The following is a 15,437-nucleotide window of genomic DNA, read 5'->3' on the forward strand; positions in this document are numbered from 1 at the left end:
TTCATCAAGTAAACATTTAACCGGTTTTTTTATTTGAGTTAGTTACGAGAATTAACCGGTAAATTGAATGCGCTGTTAAATAATGTGATGCAGTCATCACGATTATTCACAATTATCGGCCTGAGACAGTGGCATTGGCGCGCCGTCACTTGGGTACGCAGGGCACCGAGTACCCGTGAATCGCGCCATCTCGGCGAGACATGGTCATCAATACTGCAGTTTGCGCGCACAATCGCTAGAATGGCCGCCTTTGCGAAGTTCTGGAGTTTTCCCCCCATGCGCACCTTTCGGTTGGTGATTTCCTGCCCTGACCGCGTTGGCATCGTAGCCAAAGTCAGTAACTTTCTGGCATCCCACAACGGCTGGATTACCGAAGCGAGCCATCATTCGGACAATCAGAACGGCTGGTTCTTCATGCGTCACGAGATTCGTGCCGATTCGCTGCCGTTCGGTATTGAAGTGTTGCGCGAGAAGTTTGCGCCGATCGCCGAAGAGTTCTCGATGGACTGGCGCATCACCGACACCGAGCAGAAAAAACGCGTGGTGCTGATGGCCAGCCGCGAATCCCACTGCCTGGCGGACCTGTTGCACCGCTGGCACAGTGATGAGCTCGACTGCGAAATCTCCTGTGTGATTTCCAACCACAATGACCTGCGCAGCATGGTCGAGTGGCACGGCATTCCTTATTACCATGTCCCGGTCAATCCGCAGGACAAGGAGCCGGCATTCGCCGAGGTGTCGCGTCTGGTCAAGCAGCACGACGCCGAAGTGGTGGTGCTGGCGCGCTACATGCAGATCCTGCCGCCGTCGCTGTGCCGTGAGTACGCACACAAGGTGATCAACATTCACCACAGCTTCCTGCCGTCGTTCGTTGGCGCCAAGCCGTACCACCAAGCGTCGCTGCGCGGCGTGAAGCTGATCGGCGCGACCTGCCACTACGTCACCGAAGAGCTGGACGCCGGTCCGATCATCGAGCAGGACGTGGTGCGTGTCAGCCACAGCGACAGCATCGAAGACATGGTGCGTTTCGGCCGTGACGTCGAGAAGATGGTGTTGGCCCGTGGCCTGCGTTATCACCTCGAAGACCGCGTGCTGGTGCACGGCAACAAGACCGTGGTGTTCTGATCGAACGCACGCGTACTTGAATAAAGAAGGGCCTGGGCGTTCAATCGTCCCAGGCCCTTTTTCGTTTCCGCCCTTGAGGAACTGCCCGTGACTGACCCACTGGACAAAGCCACTTCGAAAGCGCCGGCTACCCTGGGGGAGGGCTGCCTGAGTCGTTATGACCCGGATGACCTGAGCCCGGACGACGGCACCGAGTTTCCCGGGGCTGCCGAGTTGTGGAAACAGGTGAAACCTGAGCCGGAGGGAGAAGCCTGAAAAGATCGCAGCCTTCGGCAGCGCCTACAGGGATCGCATTTCTATGCAGGAGCTGCCGAAGGCTGCGATCTTTACGCTTGTCGAATCTTCAGCAGCTTCTTGAGCAGCGGCCGTCCCAGCATCAACAGAAAAATTGGCCCGCCCACCAGCAGATAGAAGTAGAACGTCACCACCCGCCAGATCAGAATCGCCGCGGCAGCGGTGGATTTGCCGACCATTGGCGCTAGCAGCGCCGCCGACGTCAGTTCCGCCGCGCCCGCGCCACCGGGCAGCAGGCTCATCTGCCCGGCGCCCAACGACAGCATCTGTACCAGAAAGCTCCAGGCCCATTGCAGGTCCGCGCCCAGCCCGCGCAAGGCCAGATACAGCACGCTGTAGCGCAGCAACCAATGCAGGCAGGTCAGGACGAACACCTTGACCAGGGTTTGCCACGGCAACTTGAGCGTGTCGATAAACGCATCGAGAAAGTGCAACAGTTTGCGCGCCCAGCGCCGGCGCGTGGCCGGCTGCACGTTCAGACGGGCGAGCAGGCGCCCGCTCAGCAGAATCAGCCGACGGTGATAGCGCGCCAGCAGCACACAACTGAACAAACCGCCGAACAGCGACACCGCGCTGACCATCAGCAGCCACTCCAGGCGGTCGCTGAGGTGCTGAAACAACGCGTAAATCAGAATCCCGCTCAGGGCGCAGAGGAAGAACAGCAGATCACTCAACTGATCCATGGCAAACACCGCGCTGCCCCGGGCCGGGCGCACGCCGCAGCGCGCCAGCAACGCCATGATCGTCAGCGGCCCGCCACTGCCGCCGGGGGTGGCGCAGTAGGCGAACTCGGCGGCCATGACCACGCCCAGGCTTTTCAGCGGCGTTACCCGCTCGCGTTGATCGCCCAGCAACAACCGCAGGCGCAGGGTATTGATGCCCCAGCAGAGCAGGATCATGCCGAACATGATCAGCAGCCAGTGCAGCGGAAAGTTCTGCAACCGCGCGCCGATCTCTCCGCCGCCGAGCAGCACCGGGATCAGCACGGCGGCGAGCAGACCGATCAACAGAACAATGCCGCGACTCATGCCGCGCGTCCCATTCGCTCACGTTGTTGGAACAGCCAGTCGATTTTGTTCATGGGCTTGCGTCCTTCCGCCAGCAGCCGTTCAAGGGTGTGCAGCCAGTATTCACGCGAAAATGCGTGGCGCATGTCTACCGGGTGCAAGCCTAGACGAATCACCGGGGCGTCGCGCCATTGCTGTTCGCGTTGATCGCTGACGATTTTTGACAAGCCTCGGCGCCAGGCACTGCGCGCGCTCCAGACCAGACCCGGGGCGTCGATGGCGGTGAAATCCGGTAATGGATAGAGGTGTTGTGGATCGCTGGTGTAGCGCAATGGCAATTCGCGAAGGGCCTGGCGCGTGCCCTCACTCATCAGCCAGGCGGGGGCGACGAAGCCGTGCAACGGCCAGTCATTGCGCTGGAACTGATCGATGCCGGCGCGCAGGCGAGCCAGCGCGGCGTCGCGGGACAAACGATAAAACTCGCCTTCATGGGTGTAGATCCGACGCATGAACCAGTCGCGGGGCGTGGTCGGGGCTGGCTCGCGGTCGTCATGGTAATAGCCGTGCAAGGCCAGTTCATCGCCACGGGCCAGCCGCTCGTCGAGCATCCGGCAAAACGCTGGATGGTCTTCCAGTGCGTCGTGTCCATGGAAATCCGGCACCACCAGCCAGGTGATCGGTACGCCGCCGATGGCGTCGACCGCTTCGACAAACGGCCGATAGTCCGCCCACGTCGACGGCGCTACATCGTGCAGCACCAGCAATACGGCGCGGCCATTGGAGGAGTCAGCCATTGACCACCCTCGGCAGCGAGTGACCGAGCACCGCGTGATAATGACCGAGCAGGCTGTCGACCACCGTGTCCCAGGCGTAATACTGTTCGACATGTTGCCGGGCTTGTTGGCCGAGCTTTACGCAGCCGCGACTGAACAGCTCGCGGACCGCGTTGGCCATGGCCTGCGGGTTGTTCGGCAGACACAGCAAGCCGCAGGCTTCGTTGACGATTTCCTCGAACGCCCCAGCGGCCACCGCGACGACCGGAATTCCGCAGGCCATGGCCTCAAGGATCACCAGGCCAAAGGTCTCCTGATCACCGGCATGCAGCAAGGCATCGGCGCTGGCCATCAACCGGGCGACGGTGGGCGCCGGGCAGAATGAGTCGATCACGCTGACATTGTCCGGGACCACGGCGGGCATCGACGAGCCGACCAGCAGCAAGTGGTAGCGCGGGCCGAGGCGTTGTATGCACTTGAGCAGAATGGGCAGGTTTTTCTCTTTGGAACCGCGTCCGGCGAAGATCAGTAGGCGCGTGTCCTCGGCAATTCCCAGTTCGGCGCGCAGGCCGTTGTCGCGGGCTTGCGGGTGAAAGGTTTGCAGGTCCACCCCCAGCGGCTGCACGAAGACGTTGCGCACGCCCAGCCCCGTGAGTTTGTCGGCCATCACTTGGCTGGGCGCCAGCACCCGGTCGAAGTTGCCGTAGAGTCTGGTCACGTATGCCTCGACATTCGGCGTGACCCAATGGCCCATGCGATTGCCGACCAGCAGCGGCAAGTCGGAGTGGTAAAAGCCGATCACCGGTACGTCCAGTTGCCGCCGTGCGTCGAGCGCCGCCCACGCGGTGAGGTACGGGTCGCCGACTTCGATCAGGTCCGGCTGCAAATCCTGCAGGACATTGCGCCATGGCGCGAGGCGCAGCGGGAAACGATAGCCTTTGCCGAAGGGCAGGGCCGGGGCGGGCACGGTGTAGACGCCGTCGTGTTCACCGAAATGGGCGCCGGGGATCAGCAGGCTGTGGCGAATGGCCGATTTGACGCCCAACCGGCGATGCTTGGCATCCAGGTACGTGCGCACGCCACCGCTGGCCGGGGCGTAGAACATGGTGATGTCGGCGATATGCACGGTAATCAACCCTCCGCTGCGTTGCACTCCCTTGGTTGACCTTTATCCAGAATAGATGTTCGGTCGGGAATCGGCGGTGGGTTTCAAGGGCAAAAAGATCGCAGCCTGCGGCAGCGCCTGTACGGGATTTCTGTTCACCCTGTAGGCGCTGCCGCAGGCTGCGATCTTTGGATCTTAGATGCGGAAACTGCCAACCAACTGCTTCAGCCGCGCAGCCTGCTGTTCCAGATCCGAGCAGGCGCGCAAGGTCGCCTGCAGGTTCTCGACGCCTTCCTGATTCAGCGTGTTGATCTCGGTGATGTCGACATTGATCGATTCAACCACGGCGGTTTGCTCCTCGGTCGCCGTCGCCACCGACTGGTTCATCCCGTCGATCTCGCCGATGCGTTGGGTCACGCTGTTGAGGCGTTCGCCGGCGAGGTTGGCGATTTCCACGCTGTCCTGGCTGTGGCGCTGGCTGTCGCTCATGGTGCTCACCGATTCCCGGGCGCCGACTTGCAGCTCCTCGATCATGGTCTGCACTTGCTGCGCCGATTCCTGGGTGCGGTGCGCGAGATTGCGCACTTCATCGGCCACCACGGCGAAACCACGGCCCGCCTCACCGGCACGCGCCGCTTCGATGGCGGCGTTGAGCGCCAGCAGGTTGGTCTGCTGAGAGATGCTGGTGATCACTTCGAGGATCTGCCCGATATTCACGGTTTTGCTGTTCAGCGACTCGATGTTGCTGCTGGAGGCGCTGAGCATGCTCGACAGTTGATTCATCGCCTTGATGCTGCGATCCACCACTTGCTGGCCGTCTTCGGCGAGGCCGCGGGCATCACTGGCCTGGTTCGAGGCTTGCGCAGCGTTGCGGGCGATTTCCTGAGCGGCGGCGCCCAGTTGATTGATCGCGGCGGCGACGCTGCTGGTGCGCGAGGCTTGCTGGTCGGAGTTGTACATCGACGAATTGGAAGCCGCGACCACACGCAGGGCGACCTCGTTGACTTGCCCGGTGGCCGACGACACTTCGCGGATCGAACCGTGAATCCGCTCGACGAACCGGTTGAACGCGGTACCCAGCACACCGAATTCATCGTTGTTGACGATGGTCAGGCGCTTGGTCAGGTCGCCTTCGCCGTCGGCGATGTCCTCCATGGCGCGGGTCATGACGTGCAGCGGCTGGATCAGCAGGCGAATCAGCATGCTCAGCAACGCGATGATGATCACCACTGCGATCACGGTAGCGATCACCGCCGAGGTGCGGAACTCACTGAGCATCGAGAAGGCTTTGTCCTTGTCCACCGACAGCCCGATGTACCAGTTCACCGAGGGCAGGCCCTTGATCGGGGTGAAGCTGACGATGCGGGTCTTGCCGTCGACAGTGATTTCACTGAAGTCGCTGCTGATGCGCGGGGTGTCCTGCGGATAGGCGTCTTTCAGCGTCTTCATCACCAGTGCCTTGTCCGGGTGCACCAGGATCTTGCCGTCGGCGCTGACCAGGAAGGCGTAGCCCATGCCGGAGAAGTCCCGGGCGGTGAGGGTCTCGACCAAGGTTTGCAGACTCAGGTCGCCGCCGACCACGCCAACGCTCTGGCCGGCCTTTTTCGAGGCGGTGGCGATGGAGATGATCAACTGCCCGGTGGCAGCGTCGATGTACGGTTCGGTCAGGGTCGACGCGCTGCTGCTCTCGGCACCTTTGTACCAAGGGCGCACCCGTGGATCGAAACCGTCCGGCATCTTCACATCCGGGCGGATGGTGAAGTGCCCGGTGGCATCACCCAGGTAAGTGGCCATGAACGTCGAGGTCAGGGACTTCTGTTCCAGCAGGCTGGCGACGTTGGCCGGGTCCGGGTTGATGGCGATGTTCTGGGCGGCGTTTTCGACCAGCAGGATGCGGCCGTTGAGCCAGGTCTGAATGTTGTCGGCCGTGACCTCGCCCATCTCGTTGAGATAGTTGTTCAGGTCATCGCGAATCGCGTTGCGTTGCAGCCAGTCGTTGTACAGCGTGAACGAGGCGAAAGCGGCGATGACGATGAGGGCGGCGGCAAGCAAAATTTTATGGCTGAAGCGCAGATTTTTGTTCATGGCTTGGGGTTCCGCTAAGGTCTTAATGTCCTGGGCGTGCTTTTATAAAGACGCGCAATATGGGCAAGGGTGAAACAAACTGATATTTCCGACTCTCCTTAGGGAAATGTCCGACCGACTTTTCAGTCGGGTTCTCGCCTTTATCTATCGGCCATAGCGGATTAAAGATTAACCATAGGTGACAAAATGCCTGACACATCGCAACTCGTTATCGGCGCCGATCTGGCGGGGCAACCGATTGCTCAGGCCATGCGCCTGGCGAACCGACACGGGCTGATCGCCGGGGCGACCGGGACTGGCAAGACCGTGACCTTGCAGCGCCTCGCCGAGGCGTTCAGTGACGCCGGCGTCGCGGTTTTTGCCGCTGATATCAAGGGTGACCTGTGCGGCCTCGGCGCCGCCGGCAATCCTCAGGGCAAGGTCGCCGAGCGCATCGCCGGGATGCCCTGGCTTGACTACAAGCCGCAGGCGTATCCGGTGACGCTGTGGGACATTCACGGTGAATCCGGTCATCCCTTGCGCACCACCTTGAGTGAAATGGGCCCGCTGTTGATCGGCAGCCTGTTGGAACTGACCGACAGCCAGCAGTCGGCGCTGTACGCAGCGTTTAAAGTGGCGGACCGCGAAGGCCTGCTGCTGCTCGACCTGAAAGACCTCAAGGCGTTGCTCAATCACCTCAAGGACAACCCGCAACTGCTCGGCGAAGACGCCGCGCTGATGACCACCGGTTCCAGCCAGGCGCTGTTGCGCCGGCTGGCGACCCTGGAACAGCAGGGCGCTGAAGCGTTGTTCGGCGAACCGGCGCTGCAACTGGAAGATATTCTGCAACCGGCGGCGGACGGCCGTGGGCGCATTCATTTGCTCGATGCCAGTCGTCTGGTGCACGAGGCACCGAAGGTCTACGCGACGTTCCTGCTGTGGCTGCTGGCCGAGCTGTTCGAGCAGTTGCCGGAGCGCGGCGATGCCGACAAGCCGCTGCTGGCGCTGTTTTTCGATGAAGCGCATTTGCTGTTCGGCGATACGCCCAAGGCCTTGCAGGAGCGGCTGGAGCAAGTGGTACGGCTGATTCGCTCGAAAGGCGTGGGGGTGTATTTCGTCACCCAGTCGCCGGGCGATCTGCCGGACAATGTGCTGGCGCAGCTGGGTCTGCGGATCCAGCACGGCTTGCGCGCGTTCACTGCCAAGGAACAGAAATCCCTGCGGGCGGTGGCGGATGGCTTCCGGCCGAATCCGGCGTTCGACACCTTGTCGGTGCTGACCGAACTTGGCATCGGCGAAGCATTGGTCGGAACGCTGCAGGAAAGGGGCACGCCGGAGATGGTCCAGCGCGTGCTGGTGGCGCCGCCGCAATCGCGGATCGGGCCGCTGAGCGAGACAGAGCGTACGGTGTTGATCGCCGGCTCGCCGTTCAAGGGGCGGTATGACAAGCCGATCGATCGTGAGTCGGCGTATGAAATCCTGATGGGCCGTAAGGATCTGGCACCGCAGGCTGATGCGCCCGTGGGCAAGCCTGCGCCTGAAGAGCCAAGCCTGGCCGACAGAGCGGGGGAGTTTCTGGGTACGGCGGCAGGGCAGGCGCTGAAGTCGGCGATGCGCCAGGCGGCCAATAATCTCGGCAAACAACTGGTGCGCGGGCTGATGGGGTCGTTGCTCGGCGGCAGCAAACGCCGCTAAAAGCAAAGATCGCAGCCTGCGCCAGCTCCTACAGGGGAAGCGCGTTCCAACTGTAGGCGCTGGCGCATCGCTGCGATCTTTTGCTCTCGCTTCAGGCCTTGTCTTTAGCGTGCGCCGCCAGACGCTCCAGCGCCGCACGCAGCCCCGGATCACTGATCCCGTCCGCCGTCGACTGAATGGTCGCCGCCGCATCGCTTGACAGATCCATCGTGTGCCCGACAGCCCCTTGCTGCACGATGGGGGGGCGCACGGTGAATTTGATCCGCGTCAGATTGGCGAACTCTTCGAACAGCTGCAGTTGCCGTTGCAGGCGTTTTTGCTGGTAGCGCAGACGCGTGGCCCAATGGCCATCAGTGACCACCAGCGAAAGTTCGCCTTCACGCCATTTGGCTACATGGCAATGCGCGCGGGCGGCAGGTTGCAGCTGGCTTTCGAGCAGGCGTTGCAGATGAGCGAGTCGTTGGGCATGGCCGAGAATGGCTTTGAGCGGCTTGGCTTCGCGTAGCAGAACGGCGGGCGCTCTGGCTGCAAGAGGGCGAAATGCCATGATCGAACACCTGAAGTAACAGAAACGCCATGGTAGCAGAAAGCAGCGGAACCACTCGCCCATTGCTTTTGTCCCTGCTTTACCCATTAAATCAACGACTAACTTCTTTCCCGTATGGGTTGAAGTTGAGCAAAACGCCCTTATTTTAAGTGAGCCCCGTCAAAGCGCAGTGCCAGCATCGTGGAATATCGCCACTTTCCTCACCACCGTTTCCGGGTAGAATGCTCGTTCGCATGCGGCCATGAGGGCTGCACGGGCGACTCACGGGGCCGCCCTCCATCCCTTTAGTGTGGAAGATCCTGCCGATATGTTTGCGCCTTTGTTAAAGAAACTTTTTGGAAGCAAGAACGAGCGTGAAGTCAAACGCATGCTCAAGACGGTGCAGCTCGTCAATGCCTTCGAAGAGCAAATGGTGGCCCTTTCGGACGATCAATTGCGTGCCAAGACCAACGAGTTCAAGGCCCGTATCGCCAAAGGGGAATCCCTCGACAAGCTGTTGCCTGAAGCCTTCGCGGTCGCCCGTGAAGCGGGCAAGCGCGTCATGGGCATGCGCCACTTCGACGTTCAGTTGATCGGCGGCATGACCTTGCATGAAGGCATGATTGCCGAAATGCGTACCGGTGAGGGTAAAACCCTCGTGGCAACCCTGGGTGTTTACCTCAACGCGCTGTCCGGCAAGGGCGTGCACGTTGTAACCGTGAACGACTACCTGGCCCGCCGTGACGCCAACTGGATGCGCCCGCTGTATGAATTCCTCGGCCTGACCGTCGGCGTCGTGACGCCGTTCCAGCCGCCGGAAGAGAAGCGCGCCGCCTATGCTGCCGACATCACCTACGGCACCAACAACGAATTCGGTTTCGACTACCTGCGCGACAACATGGCGTTCAGCATGGAAGAGAAATTCCAGCGCGAACTCAATTTTGCCGTGATCGACGAAGTCGACTCCATCCTCATCGACGAAGCCCGTACCCCGCTGATCATTTCCGGTCAGGCCGAGGACAGTTCCAAGCTGTACATGGAGATCAACAAACTGATCCCGCAGCTCGAACTGCACGTCGAGGAAGTCGAAGGCCAGGTCACCAAGGCCGGTCACTACACCATCGACGAGAAGACCCGTCAGGTCGAACTCAACGAAGCCGGTCACCAGTTCATCGAAGAAATGCTCACCGGCGTCGGCCTGCTGGCCGAAGGCGAGAGCCTGTATTCGGCGCATAACCTGGGCCTGCTGACCCACGTCTATTCGGGTCTGCGTGCGCACAAGCTGTTCCACCGCAACGTCGAATACATCGTGCAGGACGGCCAGGTCGTGCTGGTCGACGAGCACACCGGTCGTACCATGCCGGGCCGCCGCCTGTCCGAAGGCCTGCACCAGGCCATCGAAGCCAAGGAAGGCCTGAACATCCAGGCCGAGAGCCAGACCCTGGCCTCGACCACGTTCCAGAACTACTTCCGTCTGTACACCAAGTTGTCCGGCATGACCGGTACCGCAGACACCGAGGCGTTCGAATTCCACCAGATCTACGGCCTGCAGGTCATGGTCATTCCGCCGAACAAGCCGTTGGCGCGTAAAGACTACAACGACCTGGTGTTCCTGACCGCCGAAGAGAAGTACGCGGCGATCATCAACGACATCAAGGAAGGCATGGCCCAGGGCCGTCCGATCCTGGTGGGTACCGCGACCATCGAGACTTCCGAGCACGTTTCCAACCTGCTCAACAAGGAAGGCATCGAGCACAAGGTCCTGAACGCCAAGTTCCACGAAAAAGAAGCGGAAATCATTGCGCAGGCCGGTCGTCCGGGCGCCCTGACCATCGCCACCAACATGGCCGGTCGTGGTACCGACATCCTGCTGGGCGGCAACTGGGAAGTGGAAGTCGCGGCCCTGGAAAACCCGAGCCCCGAGCAGATCGCCCAGATCAAGGCCGACTGGCAGAAGCGTCACCAGCAAGTGCTGGAGTCCGGTGGTCTGCAGGTGATCGCCTCCGAGCGTCACGAATCCCGTCGTATCGACAACCAGCTGCGTGGCCGTGCCGGCCGTCAGGGCGATGCCGGTTCGAGCCGCTTCTACCTGTCGCTGGAAGACAGCCTGATGCGCATCTTCGCCTCTGACCGGGTGAAGAACTTCATGAAAGCCCTGGGCATGCAGCCGGGCGAAGCGATCGAGCACCGCATGGTGACCAACGCGATCGAGAAGGCGCAGCGCAAGGTTGAAGGTCGCAACTTCGACATCCGTAAGCAACTGCTCGAGTTCGACGACGTCAACAACGAACAGCGTAAAGTGATCTATCACATGCGTAACACGTTGCTGGCCGCCGACAACATCGGTGAAACCATCGCCGATTTCCGTCAGGACGTGCTCAACGCGACGGTCAGCGCCCACATTCCGCCGCAATCGCTGCCTGAGCAGTGGGACGTCGCCGGTCTGGAAGCGTCGATTGCCAGCGACTTCGGGGTGAAACTGCCGATCCAGCAATGGCTCGACGAAGACGATCACTTGTACGAAGAGACCCTGCGCGAGAAGCTGATGGTCGAGCTGATGGCGGCGTACAACGAGAAAGAAGACCAGGCCGGTGCCGAAGCGCTGCGCTCCTTCGAGAAACAAATCGTTCTGCGCGTGCTGGACGATCTGTGGAAAGACCACCTGTCGACCATGGATCACCTGCGTCACGGTATCCACTTGCGTGGCTACGCCCAGAAGAACCCGAAGCAGGAATACAAGCGCGAGTCGTTCACGCTGTTCTCCGAGCTGCTGGATTCGATCAAGCGCGACTCGATCCGTGTGCTGTCGCACGTTCAGGTCCGTCGCGAAGATCCTGAAGCCGAAGAGCAACGTCTGCGTGAGGAAGCCGAAGCATTGGCCGCCCGCATGCAGTTCGAACATGCCGAGGCTCCTGGTCTGGATCAGCCGGAAGTGCTGGGTGAAGAGGTCGATGTGGCCCTCGCCACCGCGCCGGTACGCAACGAGCAGAAGCTGGGCCGCAACGAACTGTGCTACTGCGGTTCGGGCAAGAAATTCAAGCATTGCCACGGGCAGATCCAGTAAACCCCGTTTCAATCGCTGATATACCCGCGCCGCGACCGGCTCCTGCCGTCGCGGCGTTTTGCCATTTAAACCACCGCCATCACTGTGAGCGGTGCTGACATCATTGAGTAAGGAGCGCATTCATGGCTGTTGGTCTTGGTCCTTTGCCAACGTTGCACCCGGTTGCCGGTTTTGAACTCGGTATTGCCTCGGCTGGCATCAAGCGCCCCGGGCGCAAGGATGTGGTAGTGATGCGCTGCGCCGAAGGTTCGACCGTGGCCGGCGTGTTCACGCTGAACGCCTTCTGTGCCGCGCCGGTGATCCTGGCGAAAAAACGCGTGCAGAACGCCGTGCGTTACCTGCTGACCAACACTGGTAATGCCAACGCCGGTACCGGCGAGCCGGGCCTGGCCGCAGCCGAGCGCACCACTGCGAAACTGGCCGAGCTGACGGGCGTCGATGCCAGCCAGATCCTGCCGTACTCCACCGGGGTGATCGGCGAGCCACTGCCGGTCGAGAAGATCGAAGGCGCACTGCAGGCCGCACTGGACGACCTGTCGGAAAACAACTGGGAAGCTGCCGCCACCGGCATCATGACCACCGACACCCTGCCCAAGGGCGCCAGCCGCCAGTTCCAGCATGACGGCGTGACCATCACCGTTACCGGCATCAGCAAAGGTGCGGGCATGATCCGTCCGAACATGGCGACCATGCTCGGCTACATCGCCACCGACGCCAAAGTCTCCCGCGACGTGCTGCACAACCTGATGCTCGACGGCGCGAACAAGTCGTTCAACCGCATCACCATCGACGGCGACACCTCGACCAACGATTGCTGCATGCTGATTGCCACCGGCAAGGCTGCACTGCCGGAAATCACCCGCGCTGAAGGCGAGCTGTTCGCCAAACTCAAGCAAGCGGTGTTCGAAGTGTGCATGGATGTGGCCCAGGCCATCGTGCGTGACGGCGAAGGCGCGACCAAGTTCGTCACGGTTGAAGTCAACGGCGGCGGCAATCATCAGGAATGCCTGGACGTCGGCTACACCGTGGCGCACTCGCCGCTGATCAAGACTGCGCTGTTCGCCTCCGACCCAAACTGGGGCCGTATCCTGGCCGCTGTCGGCCGTGCCGGCGTGCCGAACCTGGACGTGAGCAAGATCGACGTGTTCCTCGGCGACGTGTGCATTGCCAGCCGTGGCGCCCGTGCCGAGACCTACACTGAAGCGCAAGGCTCGGCGGTGATGCAGCAGGAAGAGATCACCATCCGTATCGAGCTGGGTCGCGGCGATTGCAGCGAAACCATCTGGACCACCGACCTGTCGCATGAATACGTGAAGATCAACGCCGAGTACCGCACCTGATCTAACCTGAGACCGAGTCGATGCCATCGCGAGCAGGCCCACTCCTACAGTAGTTTTGTGAACGCCACAGACCCCCTGTAGGAGTGAGCCTGCTCGCGATGACGGCCCATCAGGCACCAGGAATTCTGGCCTGATTCTCCTGACGAAAAGGCGCCACACCATGTCCCTGCACCTGATCATCGGCGACAAACTGCTTTCCTCCTGGTCGCTGCGTGCCGCACTGGCCGTCGAGCTGACCGGCGCACCCTACACCGAAGAACTGATCAAGCTCGGCAAGCCCGACACCCGCGAGCGGCTGCTCAAGCATTCGCCGACCGCCAAGGTGCCGCTGCTGCAAACCTCCCGTGGCACCGTTGCCGATTCTCTGGCGATTGCCGAATACCTGGCGGAGCAGTTCCCGTCCGAACAGCTTTGGCCAAGCGATCTTTTCGCGCGTGCCCAGGCCCGTTCGGCCTGCGCGCAGATGCACAGCGGCTTTTTTGCCATGCGCAATCACATGCCGTTCAACCTGAGCCACGATGCACCGCTCAATCCGGTGCCGCCGGAAGTGAAGGTCGATATCGAGCGCATGCTCGCGCTATGGGCCGAATGCCGTGCCGCTGCCACCGAGCCTGGGCCGTATCTGTTTGGCCGGGTGAGCCTGGCCGACGCGTTCTTCGCGCCGATTGCCGTGCGTCTGCGGACTTATCAGGTGCAGCTGCCGGCCATCGATCAAGCTTATGTTGAAACCGTCTACCAATGGCCCGCCTTCAAGGCGTGGCAAAAGGCTGGACTGGAGGAGTTGAACCCGTGAAACGCGTACACGTCGCCGCCGCCGTCATTCGTGACGAGAGTGGCAAGATCCTGATCGCCCGCCGTGCCGACACCCAGCATCAGGGTGGCCTGTGGGAATTCCCCGGCGGCAAGGTCGAGGCTGACGAATCCGTCGAAAACGCGCTGGCTCGTGAGTTGCACGAAGAGCTGGGCATCGTCGTTGGCGCTGCGCGTCCGCTGATCAAGGTCCGCCACGATTACCCGGACAAACAGGTGTTGCTGGATGTCTGGGAAGTCTCGAGCTTCAGCGGCGACCCGCACGGTGCCGAAGGCCAGCCATTGGCTTGGGTCACCGCGAAGGAACTGGTGAACTACGAGTTCCCGGCCGCCAATCAGCCGATCGTTGCAGCGGCGCGCCTGCCCGGCGAATACCTGATCACCCCGGAAGACCTGGAAGCACCGGCCCTGCTGCGTGGGATCCAGAAGGCGATTGCCGGCGGGATCAAGTTGATCCAGCTGCGCGCGCCGAACGGCTATGACCCTAAATACCGCGATCTGGCGGTGGATGCGGTCGGCCTGTGTGCCGGCAAGGCGCAACTGATGATCAAGGGGCCGTTCGAATGGCTGGGCGATTTCCCGTCTGCCGGTTGGCACATTACGTCCGCGCAACTGCGCAAATACGCCGAGGCGGGGCGACCATTGCCGGCGGAGCGCTGGCTGGCGGCGTCGTGCCATAACGCTGAAGAACTGGCACTGGCCGAACAGATGGGCGTGGATTTCGTCACTCTGTCGCCGGTGCAGCCAACCTTGACTCACCCGGACGCGCAGCCATTGGGCTGGGAGCAGGCGTCGACATTGATCGAGGGCTTCAACAAGCCGGTGTTTCTGCTGGGTGGGGTTGGCCCGGCGGAGCGGGAGAAGGCCTGGCGTGTCGGGGCGCAGGGTGTGGCGGGGATTCGGGCGTTCTGGCCTGAGGCTTGATTATGTATTGAGGCTGATGGCCTCTTCGCGAGCAGGCTCGCTCCCACATTTGATTGCATTCCAACTGAAGGAATGCATTTCCCTGTGGGAGCGAGCCTGCTCGCGAAGACGTCCTGTCAGGCGCTACTGCTCTTCAGGCTTCGCCGCCGGCTGCCAAAGAATCTCTGCCACCCCCTGGCGCCGCGCAATCAACCGCGCCGCCACAAACAGCAAATCCGACAACCGATTGATATACGCCAGGCCAACCCCGGCCAACGGCTCGAGCGCATTCAAATGCTGACAACGCCGCTCGGCACTGCGCGCCAGACTGCGGCACGCATGGGCCTGGGCGATCAGCGTTGAACCACCGGGCAGGATGAAATTCTCCAGTGGCCCCAATTCTTCGTTCCACACATCGATCGCCGCTTCCAGGCGTTCGATTTCCGCCGCGTTCAGCGCCTGATATTCCGGCATCGCCAACTCACCGCCCAAGTCGAACAAACGATGCTGGCAGGGGGCGAGCACGTCGATCAGTTCATTCAAGCCGGGAAACGCCTCACGCTCGGCGATCAACCCGGCCAGCAGCACACCGACCTGACTGTTCAACGTGTCGACTTCGCCAATGGCTTCGATGCGCGGGTGGTCCTTGGGGACGCGGCGGCCATCGCCCAGGCCGGTTTCGCCTGTGTCGCCAGTGCGGGTGTAAATCTTCGACAAGCGAAAGCCCATGG

General features: G+C 61.5%; 13 protein-coding genes. 7 read left to right on the plus strand and 6 right to left on the minus strand.

Annotated elements, in window-relative coordinates:
* The first annotated feature begins 276 nt into the window (after positions 1-276).
* A complete protein-coding gene (gene purU, locus J5M57_RS20395) occupies positions 277-1,125 on the plus strand; it encodes a formyltetrahydrofolate deformylase (RefSeq protein ID WP_025112763.1) in 849 nt (282 codons plus the stop codon).
* Positions 1,126-1,212: 87 nt separating this feature from the next.
* Positions 1,213-1,380 carry a hypothetical protein gene (locus J5M57_RS20400; protein WP_169842282.1) on the plus strand — a complete coding sequence of 56 codons (168 nt, stop codon included), beginning with the start codon at positions 1,213-1,215 and terminating at the stop codon, positions 1,378-1,380.
* A 71-nt stretch (positions 1,381-1,451) separates the two neighbouring features.
* Here the strand turns inward: J5M57_RS20400 and J5M57_RS20405 are convergent, their stop codons facing one another.
* The 4 genes from J5M57_RS20405 to J5M57_RS20420 form a co-directional block, all read right to left on the minus strand.
* Complete coding sequence (locus J5M57_RS20405) at positions 1,452-2,447, minus strand: lysylphosphatidylglycerol synthase transmembrane domain-containing protein (RefSeq protein ID WP_207847987.1); 996 nt, start codon at positions 2,445-2,447, stop codon at positions 1,452-1,454.
* The gene (locus J5M57_RS20410; RefSeq protein ID WP_169842280.1) at positions 2,444-3,220 is read right to left on the minus strand and encodes a polysaccharide deacetylase family protein; all 777 of its coding nucleotides are present in this window, start codon (positions 3,218-3,220) and stop codon (positions 2,444-2,446) included. The genes J5M57_RS20405 and J5M57_RS20410 overlap by 4 nt, the downstream gene beginning before the upstream one ends.
* On the minus strand, positions 3,213-4,304 hold the full coding sequence (locus J5M57_RS20415; protein ID WP_207848019.1) for a glycosyltransferase family 1 protein: 1,092 nt from the start codon (positions 4,302-4,304) through the stop codon (positions 3,213-3,215). Before J5M57_RS20415 ends, J5M57_RS20410 begins: the two co-directional genes overlap by 8 nt.
* Before the next feature lie 195 nt (positions 4,305-4,499).
* Positions 4,500-6,389, minus strand: a complete 1,890-nt coding sequence (locus J5M57_RS20420; protein ID WP_064588928.1) for a methyl-accepting chemotaxis protein — start codon at positions 6,387-6,389, stop codon at positions 4,500-4,502.
* A gap of 186 nt (positions 6,390-6,575) precedes the next feature.
* Here J5M57_RS20420 and J5M57_RS20425 point away from each other — a divergent pair, with 186 nt between their 5' ends.
* The gene (locus J5M57_RS20425; protein ID WP_207847990.1) at positions 6,576-8,063 is read left to right on the plus strand and encodes a helicase HerA-like domain-containing protein; all 1,488 of its coding nucleotides are present in this window, start codon (positions 6,576-6,578) and stop codon (positions 8,061-8,063) included.
* A 91-nt stretch (positions 8,064-8,154) separates the two neighbouring features.
* On the opposite strand, the gene J5M57_RS20430 is transcribed toward J5M57_RS20425, so the two are convergent.
* A complete protein-coding gene (locus J5M57_RS20430; RefSeq protein WP_169842279.1) occupies positions 8,155-8,610 on the minus strand; it encodes a DciA family protein in 456 nt (151 codons plus the stop codon).
* Between the two features lie 307 nt (positions 8,611-8,917).
* On the opposite strand from J5M57_RS20430, the gene secA reads away from it, so the two are divergent.
* The 4 genes from secA (at position 8,918) to J5M57_RS20450 (ending at position 14,727) form a co-directional block, all read left to right on the plus strand.
* A complete protein-coding gene (secA, locus tag J5M57_RS20435; RefSeq protein WP_064588925.1) occupies positions 8,918-11,653 on the plus strand; it encodes a preprotein translocase subunit SecA in 2,736 nt (911 codons plus the stop codon).
* 122 nt (positions 11,654-11,775) lie between these two features.
* Complete coding sequence (gene argJ, locus J5M57_RS20440; RefSeq protein ID WP_047296069.1) at positions 11,776-12,993, plus strand: bifunctional glutamate N-acetyltransferase/amino-acid acetyltransferase ArgJ; 1,218 nt, start codon at positions 11,776-11,778, stop codon at positions 12,991-12,993.
* Between the two features lie 160 nt (positions 12,994-13,153).
* On the plus strand, positions 13,154-13,786 hold the full coding sequence (locus J5M57_RS20445; protein WP_064588924.1) for a glutathione S-transferase family protein: 633 nt from the start codon (positions 13,154-13,156) through the stop codon (positions 13,784-13,786).
* A complete protein-coding gene (locus J5M57_RS20450) occupies positions 13,783-14,727 on the plus strand; it encodes a Nudix family hydrolase (protein WP_207847991.1) in 945 nt (314 codons plus the stop codon). Before J5M57_RS20445 ends, J5M57_RS20450 begins: the two co-directional genes overlap by 4 nt.
* Before the next feature lie 123 nt (positions 14,728-14,850).
* Here the strand turns inward: J5M57_RS20450 and J5M57_RS20455 are convergent, their stop codons facing one another.
* Positions 14,851-15,435, minus strand: coding sequence for a cob(I)yrinic acid a,c-diamide adenosyltransferase (locus tag J5M57_RS20455; protein WP_207847992.1), 585 nt, complete (start codon positions 15,433-15,435; stop codon positions 14,851-14,853).
* Positions 15,436-15,437: the final 2 nt, after the last annotated feature.

The organism is Pseudomonas sp. 86_A (assembly GCF_017491705.1).
Classification (GTDB): domain Bacteria; phylum Pseudomonadota; class Gammaproteobacteria; order Pseudomonadales; family Pseudomonadaceae; genus Aquipseudomonas; species Aquipseudomonas koreensis.